Raw genomic sequence first — 16,600 nt, forward strand, 5'->3', positions numbered from 1 at the left:
GATAGACGGTTTCTCTTTCGCTTAAGGTATTCATCAGCGTGCGTACATCCTTCATGCTATGAAAGGCTTCAAAGCCGGTCATTAAGAATTGATGAAGTGCTTGTAGTCCAGCCATTTCTGCGGCACCTTCGGTCATGCGTAAGGTAAATAAGATGACGGAGCTACGCGCATACTTGTCGAGTTTTTGTCCCAGCTGTGAAGTCAGTTGTATCTGGTATAGTCGCTGGCCATGATTGTCGCTAGCGCGATAAGCTTCACAATAGATCTTCTCGTTTAGCTCATTGCTGTTGTGTTCAATAAATATGATTTCAGCAAGCCGCTGATCTAGCTGCTGAGTAAGTAAGTTTAGTTCTACCAGAAGACTCACTGTTTCAAGAATTTTTTTTGGTAAAAGCTTGATCATTTTAGGAAATATTCGCTCAAGATCCCGATCGCGGTCGCTGAAATCCTCGGTTGAATATAAATCCGTAAACAGGAAGGATAAGCCGTCTTGATAGTCGCTTGATTGATAAAAATCGCGATGACTGAACTTTAAGCGCTCACTTTGCCAGTGAGCGAGTTTTGCCAAGTGGTGGTCGATATTGTCGAGCTTTGATTGCTGTTGGAAGTCGTGATAATTGAGCATTGCCTCTCTTAGCCTTTTGGCCGCAGGGCTAGAAGCATGGGTGTGAAGAAGCTTGTCACGGCTCATAGTGATCGCGGATCCCTGATACTCAATAGAACAGGTTTGGAATTCTATAGAAAGACAGGCGCTGAATCGAGTGGAATTTTTGAATGCCTGGTGTTGAGAGCTGTTTTGGCGCTGAAGGCTGTTTTGGGCGCTGAAGGCTCAACGCCGGAGTCACTATCTGCTAAGAAGTGCTACACGCCTGCAGATAATTGTAGCTTCTTTTGCTGGTCGGGGTTGAGTTTCATTGTTGGACGAGCGGGCTTGTTGCTAAGAACGGTGGGCATGTCGTCAAGGCTCGGTGTCCATTTAGGGTCGTCCAGTGATACGAAATGGCTCATCGCATCAGTTTCAACAATTCTCACGGCATTCGGGCTATGCTTGGCACTGGCAAGCATTAAGTCACGGTCAAGAATTCTATCTAGTTTAGGGATTAGGAAGGTGCCATGCTTAACATGCTCATAAACTGAATAGTCAGCTTTATCCATCCAGGCAAACAGGTTCTCAATGTTGCGCACGATAGTCAGATGGTCTTTGGTTGCACTAAACATCTTATTGAGCAGTTGTTTCTTGCGCTCATTGGTCTTGCCAAAAAACATTTGTCCATAAGACGATGAAGGTGTGCTATTAATCATACGAACAACCCAGGGCCACATACCATGGCTGACAGGTTCCAGCATTGCTGAAACTAGTGGGTGAGTTTTACCACCAGGCAAGGCTGGCGCTTCGAGAATTAGCTCAACATTCTTATAGAGTTCTGGTCGAAAGCTTACCGCTTGGAGAATAACGGCGCCGCCACGAGAGTGACCGTGAATACGAATGTTTTCAGTTGTCGGTAAATTTTCGAGAGCCTGGTTAAGGACGCATGCATCGTATTCAATGGTCGCTTCAGGGTACTTAATAGGTATTTCCCACTCAGCTGGCTCTGGGATAGGGCCGCTAACAGGAACGTGGTAGTTACTGCAGGTCAATAATACCAATTCTGTAGAAGAATCATTATAGAGTTGCGTAAAGTAGCAATGATTTTCCAAAAAACCGTGAACGCCAATAACGGTATGTTTCGCTTGGCTGCTATGGTTTCGAATGCTAACCGCGCCTTTACCGACGGTGAAGACCTTGCCCGAAAACATTTCGGTATAGCTTTGTTCGATCGGCTTTATCAGTTTGCGCGCATGGATTGCTTGCATTTTACTCTCCCAACTCTCTAATAGTCATGCTGCGCTTAAAATTTGGCAGCTGGCTTTTCCGGCGTTTGCACACTTGGAAGGCCCTGTGACTATGGCTTTGCTTAGGTTTCACTTTGTATCTGAAACCGTGCAAATGTTAGATTATTTATCAATAAGTATACGCAGCTTGAGCAACAATGGAATATTAAATTGGTCAAACAATGAGCGCTATTTAGAACTTAAGTTTAAAAGCGTCTGTAACTCTATGAAATAATTATGGCAGATGGGCTTATTTTTCGGTGTTAAAAAATGTAACATTTGGTTTCAATTGAAACTTGAATGTCATATTGCTCAGATATAACACTACTTTCTTGGTGCCGTTTCGCCAAGATATCTGCTATCTTTGCAATCACTATCGTTCTGTCGTTCTCATTACATAAAAACAATATTTGGGGTCAGGCATGAGTAACAGCAAATTAAAACCTTTAACAGGTGCTGATACAGCTTGGTTGCGTATGGACTCTCCTACCAACCTGATGATTATAAATGCCATGCTCATTACCGAGAGTATGGCTTTTGATGATTTTAGAAATACCATCATTAATCGTTTCTTACGTTTTCCACGCTTTACTTCTTGCCCTGTATTCAAGACCGGGCAGTATTATTGGCAGGAAGATCCTTACTTCGATATTGATAACCATGTTAAACGTGTTGCGCTAACAGGTAATGCAGACAAAGAAGCTCTACAGAGCTATCTTGCGGATCAGGCGAGCATACCGCTGGATGCAAGCAAACCTTTGTGGCAGCTATTGTTTGTCGATAACTATGAGCAGGGTAATGCGATTATTCTGCGGGTTCATCATAGCTATGCAGACGGGCTAGCTTTGATTTCTGTTTTTCACTCGATTACCGATGATGCGCCGAATGTGAAACCGTTTTCACCTTCATGTGCGGATAACGACGAGGTAGCGGCCGAAGAAAGTGAGACACTTACTGATATTAATTACGAATGGCCCCGGTACCAGAAAGTAGTGGATACTGCGAAAGTTCGTGTAGATCGGTATGCCTCATTGGCTAGGAAAGTCTCTTCTGAAGGTATTCAGGTATTACGCGATAAAGAAGCACTTAGAGAGCTTGTTGGTGATGGAGTTAAAGCAGCGGCAGAACTAGCTCAGTTGGCGACGATGGCACCAGACCCTAAGCGTGTCTTGAAGGGTAAGTTAGGTGTTCGCAAAACCTGTGCCTGGTCTGAGCCGATAAGCTTTGATAAGTTTTACGGTATTTCCAAGGTGGTTGGCTGTAAGATTAATGACTTGTTGATTTCTTGTGTTGCGGGTGCCTTTCGCGAGGAGTTGCTGCTTGCAGGTGAAGAACTCGATGGCAAGCAGGTTCACGTGACCTTGCCTGTCAATATTCGCCCTGAAAGCAAAGTGGATATGGCTGGTAACCCTGACGACCTGGGTAACTGCTTCGGAACGGTTTTTGTGGCTTTGCCTGTTGGGATCGAGAATCCGCTGGAGAGAGTCTACAAGATTAAGCATGACATGATTTCTTTGAAACAGTCTCTTCAACCAGCTTTGTCCTACGGCATTCTTTATGCGGCAGGCATGCTGCCTAAAAATGTTCAGAAAACCCTATTGGAAAGTTTTGGTAACAAAACCTCCGCTGTCTTATCTAATGTGCCTGGTTCTAGAGAGACTCGCTACCTAGCTGGGGCTGAGATTAAAGAGCAGATGTTCTGGGTTCCCCAGACGGGTGATATCGGTTTAGGTTTGAGCATCATTAGCTATGCGGGGCAAATTCAGTTTGGTTTGGTTGGCGATGCAAAGCTGTTCCCTAACCCTGAGCGTATTGTGAAGCACTTTGTTGAACAGCTCGAGAAGCACCGTACTGACATCGTATCAAGTTATATTGAAGACCTTGTTCAGCCTGTGATGGCCTCGTAACTAGCAGTCCTTGAGTGTTTGTTAGGATCTAAAAAGTATCCAGTATATGAATCGTTCATTATTACTGGATACTTCTAGTGTAAATTCAGTATCATTACCTGCTTTAAGGCTGCGAGCGACGAAAGCTTGCTGTTCGAAACTCCTTTGAAAGTAAAGTTAGGTAGCTTATGTCCGATAGTCCGTCACTCAATGCTAATGACCAAGTTCCACTTAAGCATAAACTCAACTTGGAAACTGCTAGAGCTCCCTGGCGCGAGCTACAGACTTTCTTCGCCTCGGGCATGGTGCTATACGTTGCTCCGGGTCTTGATCTATTGTTGGTGGGCGAGCAGTTTGCGGCAGATAATGCTCCGATCTTCAAGGAATGGCTAGCCTCGGGGCAGGTTGCCCAGGTTTCAGATGATCAGGCCTTAGCCTGGTATGAGGCCGATGCCGAACTGTGGACTTTAGTGATTAAACCTTGGATTCTAGTCCAGGCGGTTTCTAAATAAACTTAGTTCTGAGAATGCTAGTAAATATGTCCATTTTTATTAGCATAGCTGTTTAGTACGGCTTTGGCTTCGTCTCGGCAGACTTCAGTTATTACTTCTATCTTTCTTTTTTCAAGACCCGCTTTCCAAGCATTGGGTTTATCTCCTTCGTCAAAGCCTATCGCTTCGGCATCTTTGCCTGTTGCCGCACAGACGACGCGATGAATACCTGACCAGGGGATTGCTCCCAGGCACATAGCGCAGGGTTCGGTACTGGTAAGCAGTTCTAACCGGTGCTCGGATTTTGCTAGTTCGTAACTACCCAGTTGTTGTTGAGCCAAGCTGATAGCAAGGATTTCTGCGTGTAATATTGATAGACCTTGGCTTGTGACCAGGTTGACACCTAAAGATATCAGTTTGCCAGACTCGGTCTCAAAAACGCCTGCGGCAAAGGGGCCGCCAGTATCTTTATTAATGTTTCTTTGTGATGCCGCGATGACGAACTTCATTCGCTCGCTCAGGCTTTCACTTATCTGGTAGCTAGCACGATATTCACTTAACCAGTTAGGAAGCTGGATTTCTAAAGAGTTTGCGTAGGGGTCAATCATCTTTTACACGGCTTTTAAGACTGAGTAACTGGCGGTTATGTGTTTTCGAGAGTGTGATAATAGCCAGAATCGCGCCTACCAGTGCAATTGCCATATCAGATTGAGTATCCCAATTATCGCCTTGAGTACCTAAAAATGCTTCTGCTGCCTGGTCTGATAAGAGTGCGACCCACCATTCGATAAGTTCATAAAATGCGCTGAAGGCCAAGCATATGCTAATAATATAGAAATTGAGCCAGCTGACGCCGTTAACGACCTGCTTTCGAATAAGGATTTCTCTGGCAAGAATGGCTGGGACAAAGCCTTGTGCGAAATGGCCAACTTTATCGTAATTGTTGCGGTCCAAGTCCCAGGCTTCTTTTATCATGTCGAACAAGGGGACTTCTGCGTAGGTGTAATGTCCACCAATCATTAAAATGATACAGTGAATCAGGATTAGGAAGTACAGCAGGGGCGTCAGTGGAAAGCTTCGCCTTGTCGTAACGATTAATACCAGGCCGATGATCGCCGGAGCGACTTCTAGCACCCAGGTATACAAGTCTATAGGTTCGTAGCCTGACCAGCCGAGCACGGCAAAATAGAGTGTAAGCCAAAGAACTTGAGTTGCATTTGCCGGCATAGCTGTCCACGTCCCTTAAGGTTGCTTTTTTCCTTGTACAGTATGGATGATCGTACCACCAAGCATCGCTGCGACAAACAAAAAAGTATCGCTGTGCAAGTAGCTTAAGGCGGCAATAGCCGGGCCAGGGCAGTAGCCATAAAGCCCCCAGCCGACGCCGAACAAAACAGAACCAATGATCAGCCGCTTATCCAGTTTTTGTTTGTTTGGAAGACAAAACTCGCTATTTATTATCGGCCGACGCTTGAAAATAAAATGGTAGGCGAGCATGGTCGTTCCCACGCCGCTAGCCATAACAAACATTAACGTCGGATCCCAGTTGCCGAATAGGTCGAGAAAGCCAAGGACTTTTTCTGGGTTAGTCATACCTGAAAAAGCGAGCCCCAGGCCGAATAACAGACCAAAGAAAAGATATATTAGAGCATTCATATGACATGCCTCACGATAGCTACCGTGATGATTCCGCTTGTCATAAAACAAAGTGTAGCGATGATCGAACGCAGGGAAAGGCGACTAATGCCGCAGATGCCATGGCCGCTGGTGCAGCCACTGCCCATTGACGTACCGTAGCCCACAAGTAGTCCGGAAAGGATAATAATAACCGGATGGTTTGGAATGGGTTGAGAATTAATTTGGCTGAGCTCGCTTAAGCACAATGCACCTAAAGCCATTCCTGCTAAGAAGGCAAAACTGTTTAAGGTATTACCTTGTGTGCGCTTAACAAGGCTCTGAATCATGCTGCTGACACCGGTGATACGACCGTAAAAAAGCATAATAAGGCTGGCCGAAAGACCTATCAGTAATCCACCAATTAATGCGGGTGTTATATTCTCCACGAGTACTCCGAGAAATGTTGTTTAAATTTCGGCGGCAGCATAACAGTTTTTTAGGTCAAAATTTAGGCTTGGGCAAAACCTTTTAGTGTCTGAAAAAAGCGATAAGGTTGATCGATAAGCGGTGTATGCCCGCTGTTTCGGAAAGTGAGAACATCGCAATTGGGGTGATGGTCGGCAATGCGGAGTTGGCCGGTACAGGGGTACATCGTTGATTTAAGCCCAACGACTAATGTCAGCGGGCTATTCAGCTTAGCGATAACGTCGAGCATGTCGTAGTCTTGTTCTATGTAGGCTTTCAGACAGGTGATGTAAACGGGCCAGTTATCGACAGGCATTATTTTGCGGGCCAAAAACTCATTTGAGCATACTCTCCTGGCAATCGCTTTGTGGGATGAGCGAGACAGCGCATCAGAGAAGAAGCTTGCTAAATTATCCCATAACTCTTTTCTTAGTGTTTTGGGGAGGGTGTCGTAGGCTGCCTGAGCCTCAATATAAGGGTCTAGCTTGCCTATTAGGTCTGTCGCTTCGGAGAGTCTTTCTTGGTTTTCTGCGCCAAAAAGCCCCCATTTCCACTCACTATCATTAAGGCATTTGGGACTTTGGTCGATATGTAGATAACGTTCAACCTGATTGTCGCTATATTTTTCCTGGTACTTAAGTGCAACAAAGGCGCCCATTGATATACCAGCTAATTTAAAACTCTCCAGCTCTAAGGAAGTGATTATTTGCTGTAGATCGTCTGCGTAATTGGACATGACGCAATCCCGGTCATGGTTGATGTGATGGGAAAGGCCAAAACCTCGCAAATCGGGAATGATAAAACGCTGCTTTCTTGCTAAGGGCAGGGCAAAAGGTAGCCAATGCAGAGACTGCATACCAAAGCCATGGAGTAGAATGATCGGAGCTGTGTTAGCGTTTTTGGGGCCAAGGTCGCGCACATAAATTCGCTGACCGTCAGCAGTATTGATATATGGCATAAATTCTTTTTCTTATTGCTATTGATGAGCTAAATTTATTAAGCACCTACTTATTACGGAAAGAATACTGAACATCATGTTGAATAGCTATGCTTGCCTCAAAATGCTGCACCGCCTTTTTCTATTGCTTTTGCTTGCAGGGCCACTTAGTGCGCTTGAATTAAAGGATCGTTTAGATGAGCCTTCGCGAACCTTCAACAATGTCGAGAAGTCGGCTTTTCTTGATGTCACGACTCTCGGTGATCGATTGCTAACAATCGGCGAACGCGGCGTCATTGCTTACTCTAATGACGGAGGTGAAAACTGGGTTCAGGCAAAGGTGCCTGTTTCAACGATGCTCACAGCGATGTACTTTGTTGATGATACCCATGGCTGGGCAGTGGGGCATAGTGCCGTGGTTCTTCATACGCAAGATGCTGGCGAAAACTGGACGCTTCAGTTTGATGGCAAGCGAGCTAATGAGCTGCTCCTTGACGGTGCTAAAGCAGACTATCAAGCTCTTCGGGAAGAGTACGATGCCGCCGATGAGGAAGCTCAGGACGATTTGTCCTACGATTTAGATGATGCCGAATTCGCCCTATCGAATGCTGAGTTTGATAGCCAGTTAGGGCCAGCGAACCCTCTTTTGGAAGTGTATTTTGAAAACAAAGATAAAGGCTATGTTGTCGGTGCCTACGGTTTATTTTTTGCAACCGAGGATGGTGGTAAGACCTGGTTTTCGATGGCAAACCGTTTAGAGAATTTTGACCGTTACCACCTAAACTCAATTGCTGTTTTATCCACTGGTGCCGTTTTGATAGTCGGTGAGGCCGGCACAATGTTCGCCTCATATGATCAGGGGGAGAGCTGGGAAACCTTATATAGCCCATATGAAGGCTCTTTTTTTGGCATTCAGGAAGTCCCTCAGGTCAAAGAAGTGTTGATTTATGGTTTGAAAGGCAATGTGTATAGCTCAGCCGATGAAGGTCAATCATGGGATAAGGTTGCTACGCCTGCAACGACTAACTTAACCGGCTCTACGATTGATGAAAATGGCGTGGTGATATTAAGTGGCTTTTCAGGTGTGATTGTACGCAGCACCGACCAGGGTAAGACTTTCTCTAAAGTTAAACAGTCGGGTCTAGAGGCTTATAACGCTGTTGCGACATTAAAGAACTCTGAATTGGTGCTGGTGAGTGATCATGGTGTCCACTTTCAGCCTTATTAAGATGCGAATCTGACACTTGAAAAGTAAGAAGAGTGAAAAACGATAATGAGTGAAATCGAACAACAAGAGTTACAGAGCGTTAGTCTTGCTGAGCCAATGGTCGAGCGGTGGATATTTAGCCGAAGGCTGGTTGTCTTGTGCTTATTCCTCTCTGTATCTTTGTTTTTGGCTTATATGGGGACGAAGGTAAGGCCTGATGCCAGCCTGGAAAGAATGATCCCCTTAGAGCACCCTTATGTTATCAACTTCCTTGAGAACAGAGAGGACCTTGAGAACCTGGCGAACTTTATTCGAATCTCGGTCGAGGCCAAGCAAGGTGATATTTTTGATAAGGATTATCTGGATGTACTAGAGAAAATTAGTGATGAAGTGTTCTATTTACCAGGGGTGGATCGTACAGGGTTAAAGTCTCTGTGGACGCCTAATGTTCGCTGGGTTGAAGTGACAGAAGAGGGTTTTCAGGGAGGGACAGTTATCCCTCATGACTATGATGGAAGTGACGCAAGCCTGGAACAAATGAGACAGAACATCTTGCGCTCGGGTGAAATCGGTCGCCTGGTAGCGAATAATTTTAAGTCTTCGATTGTCTATGTCCCCTTGTTGGAGAAAAACCCAGAGACGGGGGAGCCGTTAAATTACCTCGACTTTTCTAGGGTGTTGGAAGAAAACGTTAGGCAGCGCTACGCGGGAGAAGGATCTAAGGTCAACATTCAGATTGTTGGCTTTGCCAAAAAAATTGGCGACTTGATTGAAGGTTTCTCTGCGATCGTTGTCTTTTTCGCTGTTGCTGTATTGATTACTGCGGCTTTGCTATTTCACTATTCCCGATGTCTTACCAGCACCCTGGCAGCTGTTGGCTGCTCCATTGTTGCGGTGGTATGGCAAATGGGGATTATGCACTTACTAGGCTATGGTCTTGATCCTTATTCGGTGCTGATTCCTTTTATTATATTCGCGACTGCTATTAGCCACTCGGTCCAGTTTATCAATGGCTTGACCCACGAAATGGGCGCAGGGTTTGAGTCACTCGAGGCAACGCTTCGTACTTTTCGTCACCATTATGTGCCAGCGATGCTTGCCTTGATTAGTGATGCAATTGGTTTCATGACCCTGATTGTGGTTGAGGTGGATGTGATAAAAGACTTGGCCGTTGGTGCCAGTGTTGGTATTGCCAGTATTATCATCACCAATATGGTATTGCTGCCTATTATTATGTCTTACTTTGGTGTGACTAAGCGTGGTATCGCGCATGTGCGTAAGGTAGAAAAGCACCCCAGCCCGATATGGGCAAGAATAGCGAAGATGGCATCTCATAAATATGCTTTGCAGTTTATTATTCTTGCGCAATTTGCTGTGGCAATGGGTCTTTATGTCTCCCAGGGGTTGAAGATTGGAGAGCTAGATGCGGGTGCTCCCGAGTTACGCCCTGACTCTCGTTATAACCTGGATAATGCATTTATTACCAGTAACTACTCGACCAGTGCTGATGTCATGGTGCTGATGGTTAAGACGCCACAAGAGCAATGTGTATCTTATGAAGTGATGGATTTAATGGAGCGTTTGCAGTGGGAGCTAAATCATACTGAGGGTGTTCAATTAAGTGTTTCGATAGTGAATATTTCAAAGGCGGTCACCAAAGCATTTAATGAAGGGAGTTATAAGTGGTTTGAATTATCGAGAAACCAGAAAATTATCGACACTTCTTTGCAGCACGTGCCTTCGGGCTTTATTAATCGCGATTGCAGCTTAGCCCCTATTTTCATTTTTCTTAATGACCATAAAGCGGAAACCTTGCAGCGAACGGTTGATGTGGTAGAGGCTTACACGGAGACCTTTGAGTCAGATGAGGTGCAAATATTGTTGGCGGCTGGAAATGCAGGTATTGAAGTCGCGACTAACCAGGTGATAGCTGAATCACAGACTTTTATGATGGTTATTGTTTATGTGATTGTCGGAATGATGGTTTTGCTCGCCTACCGCTCTATGCGAGCCGTTGTTTGCATTGTTATGCCTTTGATGATGACTTCCATTCTATGTACGGCCTTGATGGCCTTTTTAGGCATTGGTGTGAAGGTTTCAACCTTACCAATTATTGCTTTGGGTGTGGGCTTAGGTGTCGATTACGGTATCTATATCTACTCTCGTCTAGAGGAGTACCTAACGCAAGGCATGACTTTACAGAGAGCTTATTTCCATACGCTCCACTCAACGGGTAAAGCCGTTGCTTTTACAGGGCTGACCCTGGCTATCGGTACTACAACCTGGATCTTTTCGCCGATCAAATTTCAAGCGGATATGGGGATACTGTTAACCTTCATGTTTCTTTGGAATATGCTTGGCTCAATTACCCTATTACCCATGCTCGCCTATTACTTTGTCAAAGATGGTGAGGAGGATGAGCTTGTTGTGTATCGAGATGACCTGGCCTGAGATAACTCAGAGTCGAGACCGGGTCGACAACTTTGAACTCGTGACCGCAAATGTCAAAAACAGGCAAGTGCTGTCATGGAGAGGCGCCGGCTAATAATGCTAATGTGCCTTTTTTACATCAAGTCTAGCGTGGGCTGATGTTGTGTAAAAAGATTATACAAAACAATCATTACATAAAATAAAAAGGACTCATTATGAAGAAAATAATCGCATTATTACTTATTTCTGCGGGACTCACAGGCTGTGGCGGTGTTGGTAGTCTAGTCAGCAATGACCGTGTAACAGACGCTGACAACGATCAAGTTGTAACCATTGGGGATTCGATTTTCGCTTTATCCGGTAAGATTCAGGATATTCTTGAAGACTATGCTGGAGAAACGTTCCGTCAATATACTATCTCGGGTGCAGAAGTAACGGGCGGTATCTATGCAACTGATATTGCAACGCAATTCGAGATTGCCAAGAACGATAATCCGAATATCCAGACGATCGTTATGGATGCTGCAGGTAACGATATTCTTATCCCTATCATTACTATGTTTGACTGGTACAACTGTAAGACAGAGTGGTATCAGTGGTGGGGTTTAAGCTCTTCTTGTAAAAACCTGATTGACGACTTGTATGTTGATGTCGTTAATTTGTTGAATAATATCGATGCAAATGGTGTTGAAAACGTTATCTTCCTTGGCTACTACTACCCTAAAAATGCACTACTTTGGTTGGATGATGTGGAAGAAGCGGTTGATTATGGCGATATGCGTTTAGCCCAGGCATGTGCGAACTCTACAGCAAATTGTACCTTTATCGACCCTCGCTCAGTAATCAATGACCGCGATATTATTATTGATGGTATCCATCCTGCGACCAGTGGCTCGCAAAAGCTCGCTGACCTTATTTGGCCAGTATTGCAGCCAATGTTATAAAAGAGGATAGGGCCTGCGACCTGATATCGTAGCAGGCTATCTATTGGATATCTTAATTAGGCAACCCACTTGTGAAGCAAGTGGGTTGTTTTCATTTTAAGGAATGATAATCAATGAAGAAATCGATTATTGGGCTGGTAGTGGTAGCTGGTAGTGTTACTGTCTATCAGTTGAGCGTTAACTCGATGGATATAGCAAATACCTCTCTGGAGCCAGAGAGTATCTTAGGAAATTATAGCCTGGAGGTGCCGGTTCAAGCTGTTAACGAAACTGAGTTAGGCGCTTCGGAATACGATGACTTTGATCTTCAGATATTAGCTCAGCTAAGAGCAGACTATAAAGAACATATTGCCGAGTTGAAGGTTCAAGCGAGTCTTTTAACAGTAAAACGTTATATATTGGAAAAGTATCCGGAAAGTGGGGAGGAGCGTTTTACTCGCCTTGTGCTTGCAGCGTTCCCTGAATTTGCCGAGTCTATTTTTCGTGTCATTGAAGGTTTAGAGCGCTACCAAAACTGGGTTTCAGAAGAGTATTTATACCTGGAAGAATTATCTCCTTTAGCAAAAAACGGTATGCTCTGGGAAAAGCGTAGAGAAATTTTTGGCAGTGATGCCGAACTAATTTGGCAAGATGAGAAAGATAACCTTAACCAAAGCAAACTTAGAATGCAGGAAGTTTTTCATCAGCTAGATCAATCAAATGAGACGAGCCTGGATGAAAAGCTATTTCAACTTCGTAGTGCAATTGATGAAAATTTAGCTGGAAGTGTCCAGGACGCAGCCCTTAGTGAAGGGGTAATCTCTCGAGCCTTTTTTAACCTTAGCTCTGTTCAAAAGGGTTTGTCTGAAATGCCTGCTGAAGAGCGACAGATAGAGATAGATAATATTCGGCGCCAGTTAGGTTATTCAGAAGAGCAAATTGAAACACTTGCTGCAAAGGACCAAGAACGTGAGGCGAGATGGCAAACTGGTTACGCCTATATGGCTGAGCGAGCTGAATTGGTGGCGAGCCTTGATGCAGAACAGCTTGATGAGTCTCTTGCCGAGCTTAGGCAAAAATACTTTGAGCATGAAGCTGTTACGATTCAAAGGGAAGAGGAAATGGACTTCTGGCGTTTTAACAGGCCTAGGAAGTTTGGTAATAACTAAGAGTCGCGTATGCCAACACTTCTAGCTAAGGAGAGGAGATACGCTATTCACCTCTGTGGCTGAATAGCGTTAACAAGTGCTTTAAGGGATGTCGATAGAAATCGTTTCAGAGAATTGGCTTTGAATCTCATTGCTATCGACTGTTGCAATACGCAGGTACATTGTTCCTGATTGCACATCGCTGATTATGTAGTTGTAGGTCTCACTACCTGTGCTGTTAATACGAATGCTTTGGTTTAGCTCGGTGTTGTTATAAGCATATTCGATAACATATGCTGAAATTTCACTACTTTCCAGTGCGCTGCCGTCTTCACGTGTGCTTGGCGCAGACCAGCTTAGCTCGAGTGAAGAAGGTAGAGAGTTAACCGAGACCAAGGCTTCTTGTGAGTAAGCTTCACTGCTGGCATTACTGACGACTACAGAATATAAGCCGGTATCTTCGATACCCGCATTGCTGATGCTCAAGTCCTGCGAATTAGCGCCAACTAACTCTTCGCCATTGAATAGCCACTGATATGAGAATGGGCCGTCTCCGCTAGTGCGAACTGTTAAGTCTACACTTTCACCCGCGTTGATCTCTTGTGAATAGGGCTGCTGGGTTATGCTTACCGGTACACTTATAGATAATACGCTTAGGTTTGCACTGAAAGATGTAGCGGAGCCTTGCGTGTTACTAACTGTCACATCATAGCTCCCTGCATCACTTAACTCGACTGAGTTTAGGCTTAAGGTATTGCTATATGCGCCGCTAATATCCGTGCCATTGTGTCGCCATTGGTAAGTCAGAAAGCCTCCACCGCCAGCGTTGACGCTAAATGAAGCGGAGCTTCCTTCGGATACTGTTAATGAAACGGGGTGCGAGTTAATGCTGGGTGCTGCAAGTTGTTCATTGACGGTAACGCTGACAAAGTTTGAATAAACCTGGGAAACATTGTTGCTAATCGATACTCGGTAACTTCCCGTGTCACTTATTGAACTTGGGCTAATCGTTAAAGTGCTATGTGTTGCGCCAGGAATTAAGGAGCCGTTCTTTTGCCATTGATAGCTGATTGGATCTCCGCCAGTCGCTAAGACGCTGAGAGAGATTGTTTCCCCTTCAGTGACGATGCTAGCGCTAGGTTGCTGGGATATGCTGACGGGTAACACGTTTTCTTCCACTGAGACAAGGGCTTCTAGCGAGTGGATAGTTTCCTCACTGTTGGAAATGGTGACACTATATAAACCAGAATCGCTAAGTTGAGCGCTCGTTTTATTGTAGGAGCTTGCTGTCGCGCCCGGGATATTCTCGCCATCCTTCTGCCACTGATAGCTTAAGCTTCCCGCTCCGGATGCGAGAACAAACAAAGAAAAGCTTTGTGATTCACTGGTATGTATGGACTGCGGTTGAGTTTGAATTTGAAGCTCAGCGCTGTCGAGATCTTCTGCAATATTTTGAGCATCATTGGTGATACTGCTCAGTGCGCTAGCATAACTATTTCCGTTGTCAGAGTAGGTGTCCAGGTATGCAGAAAGCTGCTCTGCTAGGTCGCTTGCTGTGTAGAACACGTTCGCTAAGGGAATATGATCAAGCAATTGGTTCGTGCCTATCCACTCTGTATCAAGCGCGTGCTCATAAAGAGAAGCGCTTAGAATTGCTTGCTTTAGAGATTCGTCACTTGCATCCGAGAGCTTTGTTAGGTCAAGTGTTGGGGTAGTTAAGGGGTCGCTCTCTAAGTCAAAACTTTCCATGACCCACTGAGTGGCTGTTACTATGTTTTGCGCATTTAAGCCCTGAGGCAGAGACTGCGCAGTTTTAACAATAAGGTGACTTAAAGGTGAAAGAAACGTTGTGGAGTGGGTTTGCTTGCTTGTTAGACCTAAGAGTTGAAAATAAGCTGGGAGTCTGACTGCTTCACCAAACGAAAGTGTTTGGCCAGATATTTTTTCAATACAGCCTTCTACCAGGTCGCAAAGCATGCGAGTATCAGTATCTACGCTTAGTGAGAGTAGAACGAGCGTGCCATCTTCAAGTTCGTTTAAGTCTAGTGAAAAATAGCCGGATGAGTCGCTGCGTGTTTGTGTGATCAGGCTATTATCTTCGGCTCGGTATGCGCTGATTATGCCGTTGCTGATGACGCCTTTAACAGCACGTCCATCAACATTGTTATCTTGCCGGTCGCTATCAAAAAATTCGCAGCCACTTAAGAACAAACACATTAGCAGTGTACATAGTTTGGAGAGTGCTATTTGACTTGTATCTTTTGCTTTCATAGTTGTACATTCGAAATATTCATTATGGACAGGCATAATTCAACAACTCGCCCCTTCCTATAAAATGACGCAAGAAAGGGCTAAAAACCGCAAATGTATAGTGGTATGCGCGATTTCAACAGTTGGAATAAACGTAAAGAATCTAAAACGGGCTTCTGCGTAATGTGCAGTTATTAATAGAGTAACGCTGCTAATCTCTATATCTTATAGGTATGTATGAGCCAAGATCCTGAAATCCTTATCCGATAGTTAAAATTCTAACTAAAGAATTGTAACTTTGTGTGAAAGTGATATTAACATTACGTAATAGCTTTGTCTTGTCTGTACCAGTAAAAGTAAGACTTAGGGGATTTTATTTACTCGCTTAGAGAGTGCGCGTCGGAGAATTTCTTGCTGGTCTTCGTCTTTACAGCTATATAGCTGCTTGAAATCACTCAATATAGGACCGAAGAAGTCCTTGAAGTGCTGCGAATCCTGATAAACTTTGTATGCTTTCTGTTGAATTGCATCGCTGGACAGTTTCTCGGTATTTGAAATGTTATATAACTGCTCTATTTCCTCTTTGAGAGAGGCGATCAAGGGCAGGTTGGGATTATTTTCTGGGTCCTCAGGTTGCAAATGCTCCCATAAGCTTAGCAATGTCTCCTTTGCTTGGTGGGTGTTGGATAGGTCGGCTTGGGCAGCAATATCCAGACACTCAACAGACTCTTTGAACATGGTTTCGGTTTCTGCCAGTTTAGCGCTGATCTTGTCATTAAAATCATCTGTTTGAACTGAAAGCGTGCGCACTTCATCTGCAACAACGCTAAACCCTCTTCCTGCATCGCCTGCTCGAGCGGCTTCAATCGCGGCATTGAGCGCAAGGAGGTTGGTTTGTGAGTTGATCTTGTTTATATCTTCTAGATGCTCAACTACTTCATGAAAACGTGCATCAATATCGTCAAAGTTCTGGTTTAAAGTAACAGAAGCCGCCTGAATGTTTTCAAATTGCTGAATCAGCTGGGCTAAGGCCTGATTCGAAACTTCTCCAAAGTTGTTGAGGCTTTCTAGTGTGCTGGGCTCAAGGTTTTCATCTAAAGATTTTGATAATGATTTAGCATAGCTGTCTGCCCGTTCGATTGTCTCTGCAGTTTGTGTCGTATCGTCAGAAAGCGAGTGTGTAAGTTTTTCAGTATCCTCTGCAAGCTGGGCGATAAGCGCAATTTTTTCATCCATCATATGGTGGATTTTATCGAATAACTCAATTTGCGCCTGCTTTTCTCTTGCCGCCCGTTTTGCTCGCGGTGTTTGGTCATAGGGCACTAAAGATCGCTCAATGCGTTGCCAAATCATAAAGCCAACGATCATTGTCAT

At 44.6% G+C, this 16,600-nt stretch carries 15 protein-coding genes; 6 read left to right on the forward strand and 9 right to left on the reverse strand.

Annotated features, from left to right (window positions below):
• Both A3735_RS23210 and A3735_RS23215 read right to left on the reverse strand, forming a co-directional pair.
• A partial coding sequence (locus A3735_RS23210) for a hypothetical protein (RefSeq protein WP_068638745.1) occupies nucleotides 1-691 on the reverse strand: 691 nt, incomplete at its 3' end.
• 170 nt (nucleotides 692-861) lie between these two features.
• Nucleotides 862-1,854: an alpha/beta hydrolase gene (locus tag A3735_RS23215; RefSeq protein ID WP_068516739.1), complete on the reverse strand. Its 993-nt coding sequence runs from the start codon at nucleotides 1,852-1,854 to the stop codon at nucleotides 862-864.
• Between the two features lie 440 nt (nucleotides 1,855-2,294).
• Between A3735_RS23215 and A3735_RS23220 the strand changes: the two genes are divergently transcribed.
• A complete protein-coding gene (locus tag A3735_RS23220; protein ID WP_068514503.1) occupies nucleotides 2,295-3,779 on the forward strand; it encodes a wax ester/triacylglycerol synthase family O-acyltransferase in 1,485 nt (494 codons plus the stop codon).
• 167 nt (nucleotides 3,780-3,946) lie between these two features.
• On the forward strand, nucleotides 3,947-4,270 hold the full coding sequence (locus A3735_RS23225; protein WP_068516741.1) for a DUF2288 domain-containing protein: 324 nt from the start codon (nucleotides 3,947-3,949) through the stop codon (nucleotides 4,268-4,270).
• Between the two features lie 17 nt (nucleotides 4,271-4,287).
• On the opposite strand, the gene A3735_RS23230 is transcribed toward A3735_RS23225, so the two are convergent.
• From A3735_RS23230 to A3735_RS23250, 5 genes are all read right to left on the reverse strand, one after another.
• Nucleotides 4,288-4,857 (reverse strand): nucleoside deaminase, encoded by a 570-nt coding sequence (locus A3735_RS23230; RefSeq protein WP_068509914.1) that lies wholly within the window; start codon nucleotides 4,855-4,857, stop codon nucleotides 4,288-4,290.
• Nucleotides 4,850-5,476 (reverse strand): DUF2238 domain-containing protein, encoded by a 627-nt coding sequence (locus tag A3735_RS23235; RefSeq protein WP_068516744.1) that lies wholly within the window; start codon nucleotides 5,474-5,476, stop codon nucleotides 4,850-4,852. Before A3735_RS23235 ends, A3735_RS23230 begins: the two co-directional genes overlap by 8 nt.
• 15 nt (nucleotides 5,477-5,491) lie before the next feature.
• Nucleotides 5,492-5,905, reverse strand: coding sequence for a DUF6691 family protein (locus A3735_RS23240; protein WP_068516746.1), 414 nt, complete (start codon nucleotides 5,903-5,905; stop codon nucleotides 5,492-5,494).
• Nucleotides 5,902-6,312 (reverse strand): YeeE/YedE family protein, encoded by a 411-nt coding sequence (locus tag A3735_RS23245; protein WP_068516751.1) that lies wholly within the window; start codon nucleotides 6,310-6,312, stop codon nucleotides 5,902-5,904. The genes A3735_RS23240 and A3735_RS23245 overlap by 4 nt, the downstream gene beginning before the upstream one ends.
• Before the next feature lie 62 nt (nucleotides 6,313-6,374).
• Nucleotides 6,375-7,289: an alpha/beta fold hydrolase gene (locus tag A3735_RS23250; protein WP_068509332.1), complete on the reverse strand. Its 915-nt coding sequence runs from the start codon at nucleotides 7,287-7,289 to the stop codon at nucleotides 6,375-6,377.
• Nucleotides 7,290-7,365: 76 nt separating this feature from the next.
• Here A3735_RS23250 and A3735_RS23255 point away from each other — a divergent pair, with 76 nt between their 5' ends.
• From A3735_RS23255 to A3735_RS23270, 4 genes are all read left to right on the forward strand, one after another.
• The gene (locus A3735_RS23255; RefSeq protein WP_082865196.1) at nucleotides 7,366-8,496 is read left to right on the forward strand and encodes a YCF48-related protein; all 1,131 of its coding nucleotides are present in this window, start codon (nucleotides 7,366-7,368) and stop codon (nucleotides 8,494-8,496) included.
• 45 nt (nucleotides 8,497-8,541) lie between these two features.
• Complete coding sequence (locus A3735_RS23260; RefSeq protein WP_068516754.1) at nucleotides 8,542-10,926, forward strand: RND family transporter; 2,385 nt, start codon at nucleotides 8,542-8,544, stop codon at nucleotides 10,924-10,926.
• 194 nt (nucleotides 10,927-11,120) lie between these two features.
• Nucleotides 11,121-11,849: an SGNH/GDSL hydrolase family protein gene (locus tag A3735_RS23265; protein WP_068516756.1), complete on the forward strand. Its 729-nt coding sequence runs from the start codon at nucleotides 11,121-11,123 to the stop codon at nucleotides 11,847-11,849.
• A gap of 113 nt (nucleotides 11,850-11,962) precedes the next feature.
• Nucleotides 11,963-12,997: a hypothetical protein gene (locus A3735_RS23270; RefSeq protein WP_068516759.1), complete on the forward strand. Its 1,035-nt coding sequence runs from the start codon at nucleotides 11,963-11,965 to the stop codon at nucleotides 12,995-12,997.
• A gap of 81 nt (nucleotides 12,998-13,078) precedes the next feature.
• On the opposite strand, the gene A3735_RS23275 is transcribed toward A3735_RS23270, so the two are convergent.
• Both A3735_RS23275 and A3735_RS23280 read right to left on the reverse strand, forming a co-directional pair.
• Nucleotides 13,079-15,247: an immunoglobulin domain-containing protein gene (locus tag A3735_RS23275; protein ID WP_197470008.1), complete on the reverse strand. Its 2,169-nt coding sequence runs from the start codon at nucleotides 15,245-15,247 to the stop codon at nucleotides 13,079-13,081.
• Between the two features lie 342 nt (nucleotides 15,248-15,589).
• Nucleotides 15,590-16,600 (reverse strand): methyl-accepting chemotaxis protein (locus A3735_RS23280; RefSeq protein ID WP_068638748.1); only part of this gene is annotated, 1,011 nt, incomplete at its 5' end.

Source organism: Oleiphilus sp. HI0061 (assembly GCF_001635675.1).

Excerpts from the sequence above, each read along its gene's own strand:
- A3735_RS23215 (WP_068516739.1), bottom strand. The coding sequence starts at position 1,854 with ATGCAAGCAATCCATGCGCGCAAACTGATAAAGCCGATCGAACAAAGC.
- A3735_RS23255 (WP_082865196.1), top strand. The coding sequence starts at position 7,366 with ATGTTGAATAGCTATGCTTGCCTCAAAATGCTGCACCGCCTTTTTCTA.
- A3735_RS23225 (WP_068516741.1), top strand. The coding sequence starts at position 3,947 with ATGTCCGATAGTCCGTCACTCAATGCTAATGACCAAGTTCCACTTAAG.
- A3735_RS23265 (WP_068516756.1), top strand. The coding sequence starts at position 11,121 with ATGAAGAAAATAATCGCATTATTACTTATTTCTGCGGGACTCACAGGC.
- A3735_RS23230 (WP_068509914.1), bottom strand. The coding sequence starts at position 4,857 with ATGATTGACCCCTACGCAAACTCTTTAGAAATCCAGCTTCCTAACTGG.
- A3735_RS23270 (WP_068516759.1), top strand. The coding sequence starts at position 11,963 with ATGAAGAAATCGATTATTGGGCTGGTAGTGGTAGCTGGTAGTGTTACT.
- A3735_RS23260 (WP_068516754.1), top strand. The coding sequence starts at position 8,542 with ATGAGTGAAATCGAACAACAAGAGTTACAGAGCGTTAGTCTTGCTGAG.
- A3735_RS23235 (WP_068516744.1), bottom strand. The coding sequence starts at position 5,476 with ATGCCGGCAAATGCAACTCAAGTTCTTTGGCTTACACTCTATTTTGCC.
- A3735_RS23240 (WP_068516746.1), bottom strand. The coding sequence starts at position 5,905 with ATGAATGCTCTAATATATCTTTTCTTTGGTCTGTTATTCGGCCTGGGG.
- A3735_RS23250 (WP_068509332.1), bottom strand. The coding sequence starts at position 7,289 with ATGCCATATATCAATACTGCTGACGGTCAGCGAATTTATGTGCGCGAC.
- A3735_RS23275 (WP_197470008.1), bottom strand. The coding sequence starts at position 15,247 with ATGAAAGCAAAAGATACAAGTCAAATAGCACTCTCCAAACTATGTACA.
- A3735_RS23220 (WP_068514503.1), top strand. The coding sequence starts at position 2,295 with ATGAGTAACAGCAAATTAAAACCTTTAACAGGTGCTGATACAGCTTGG.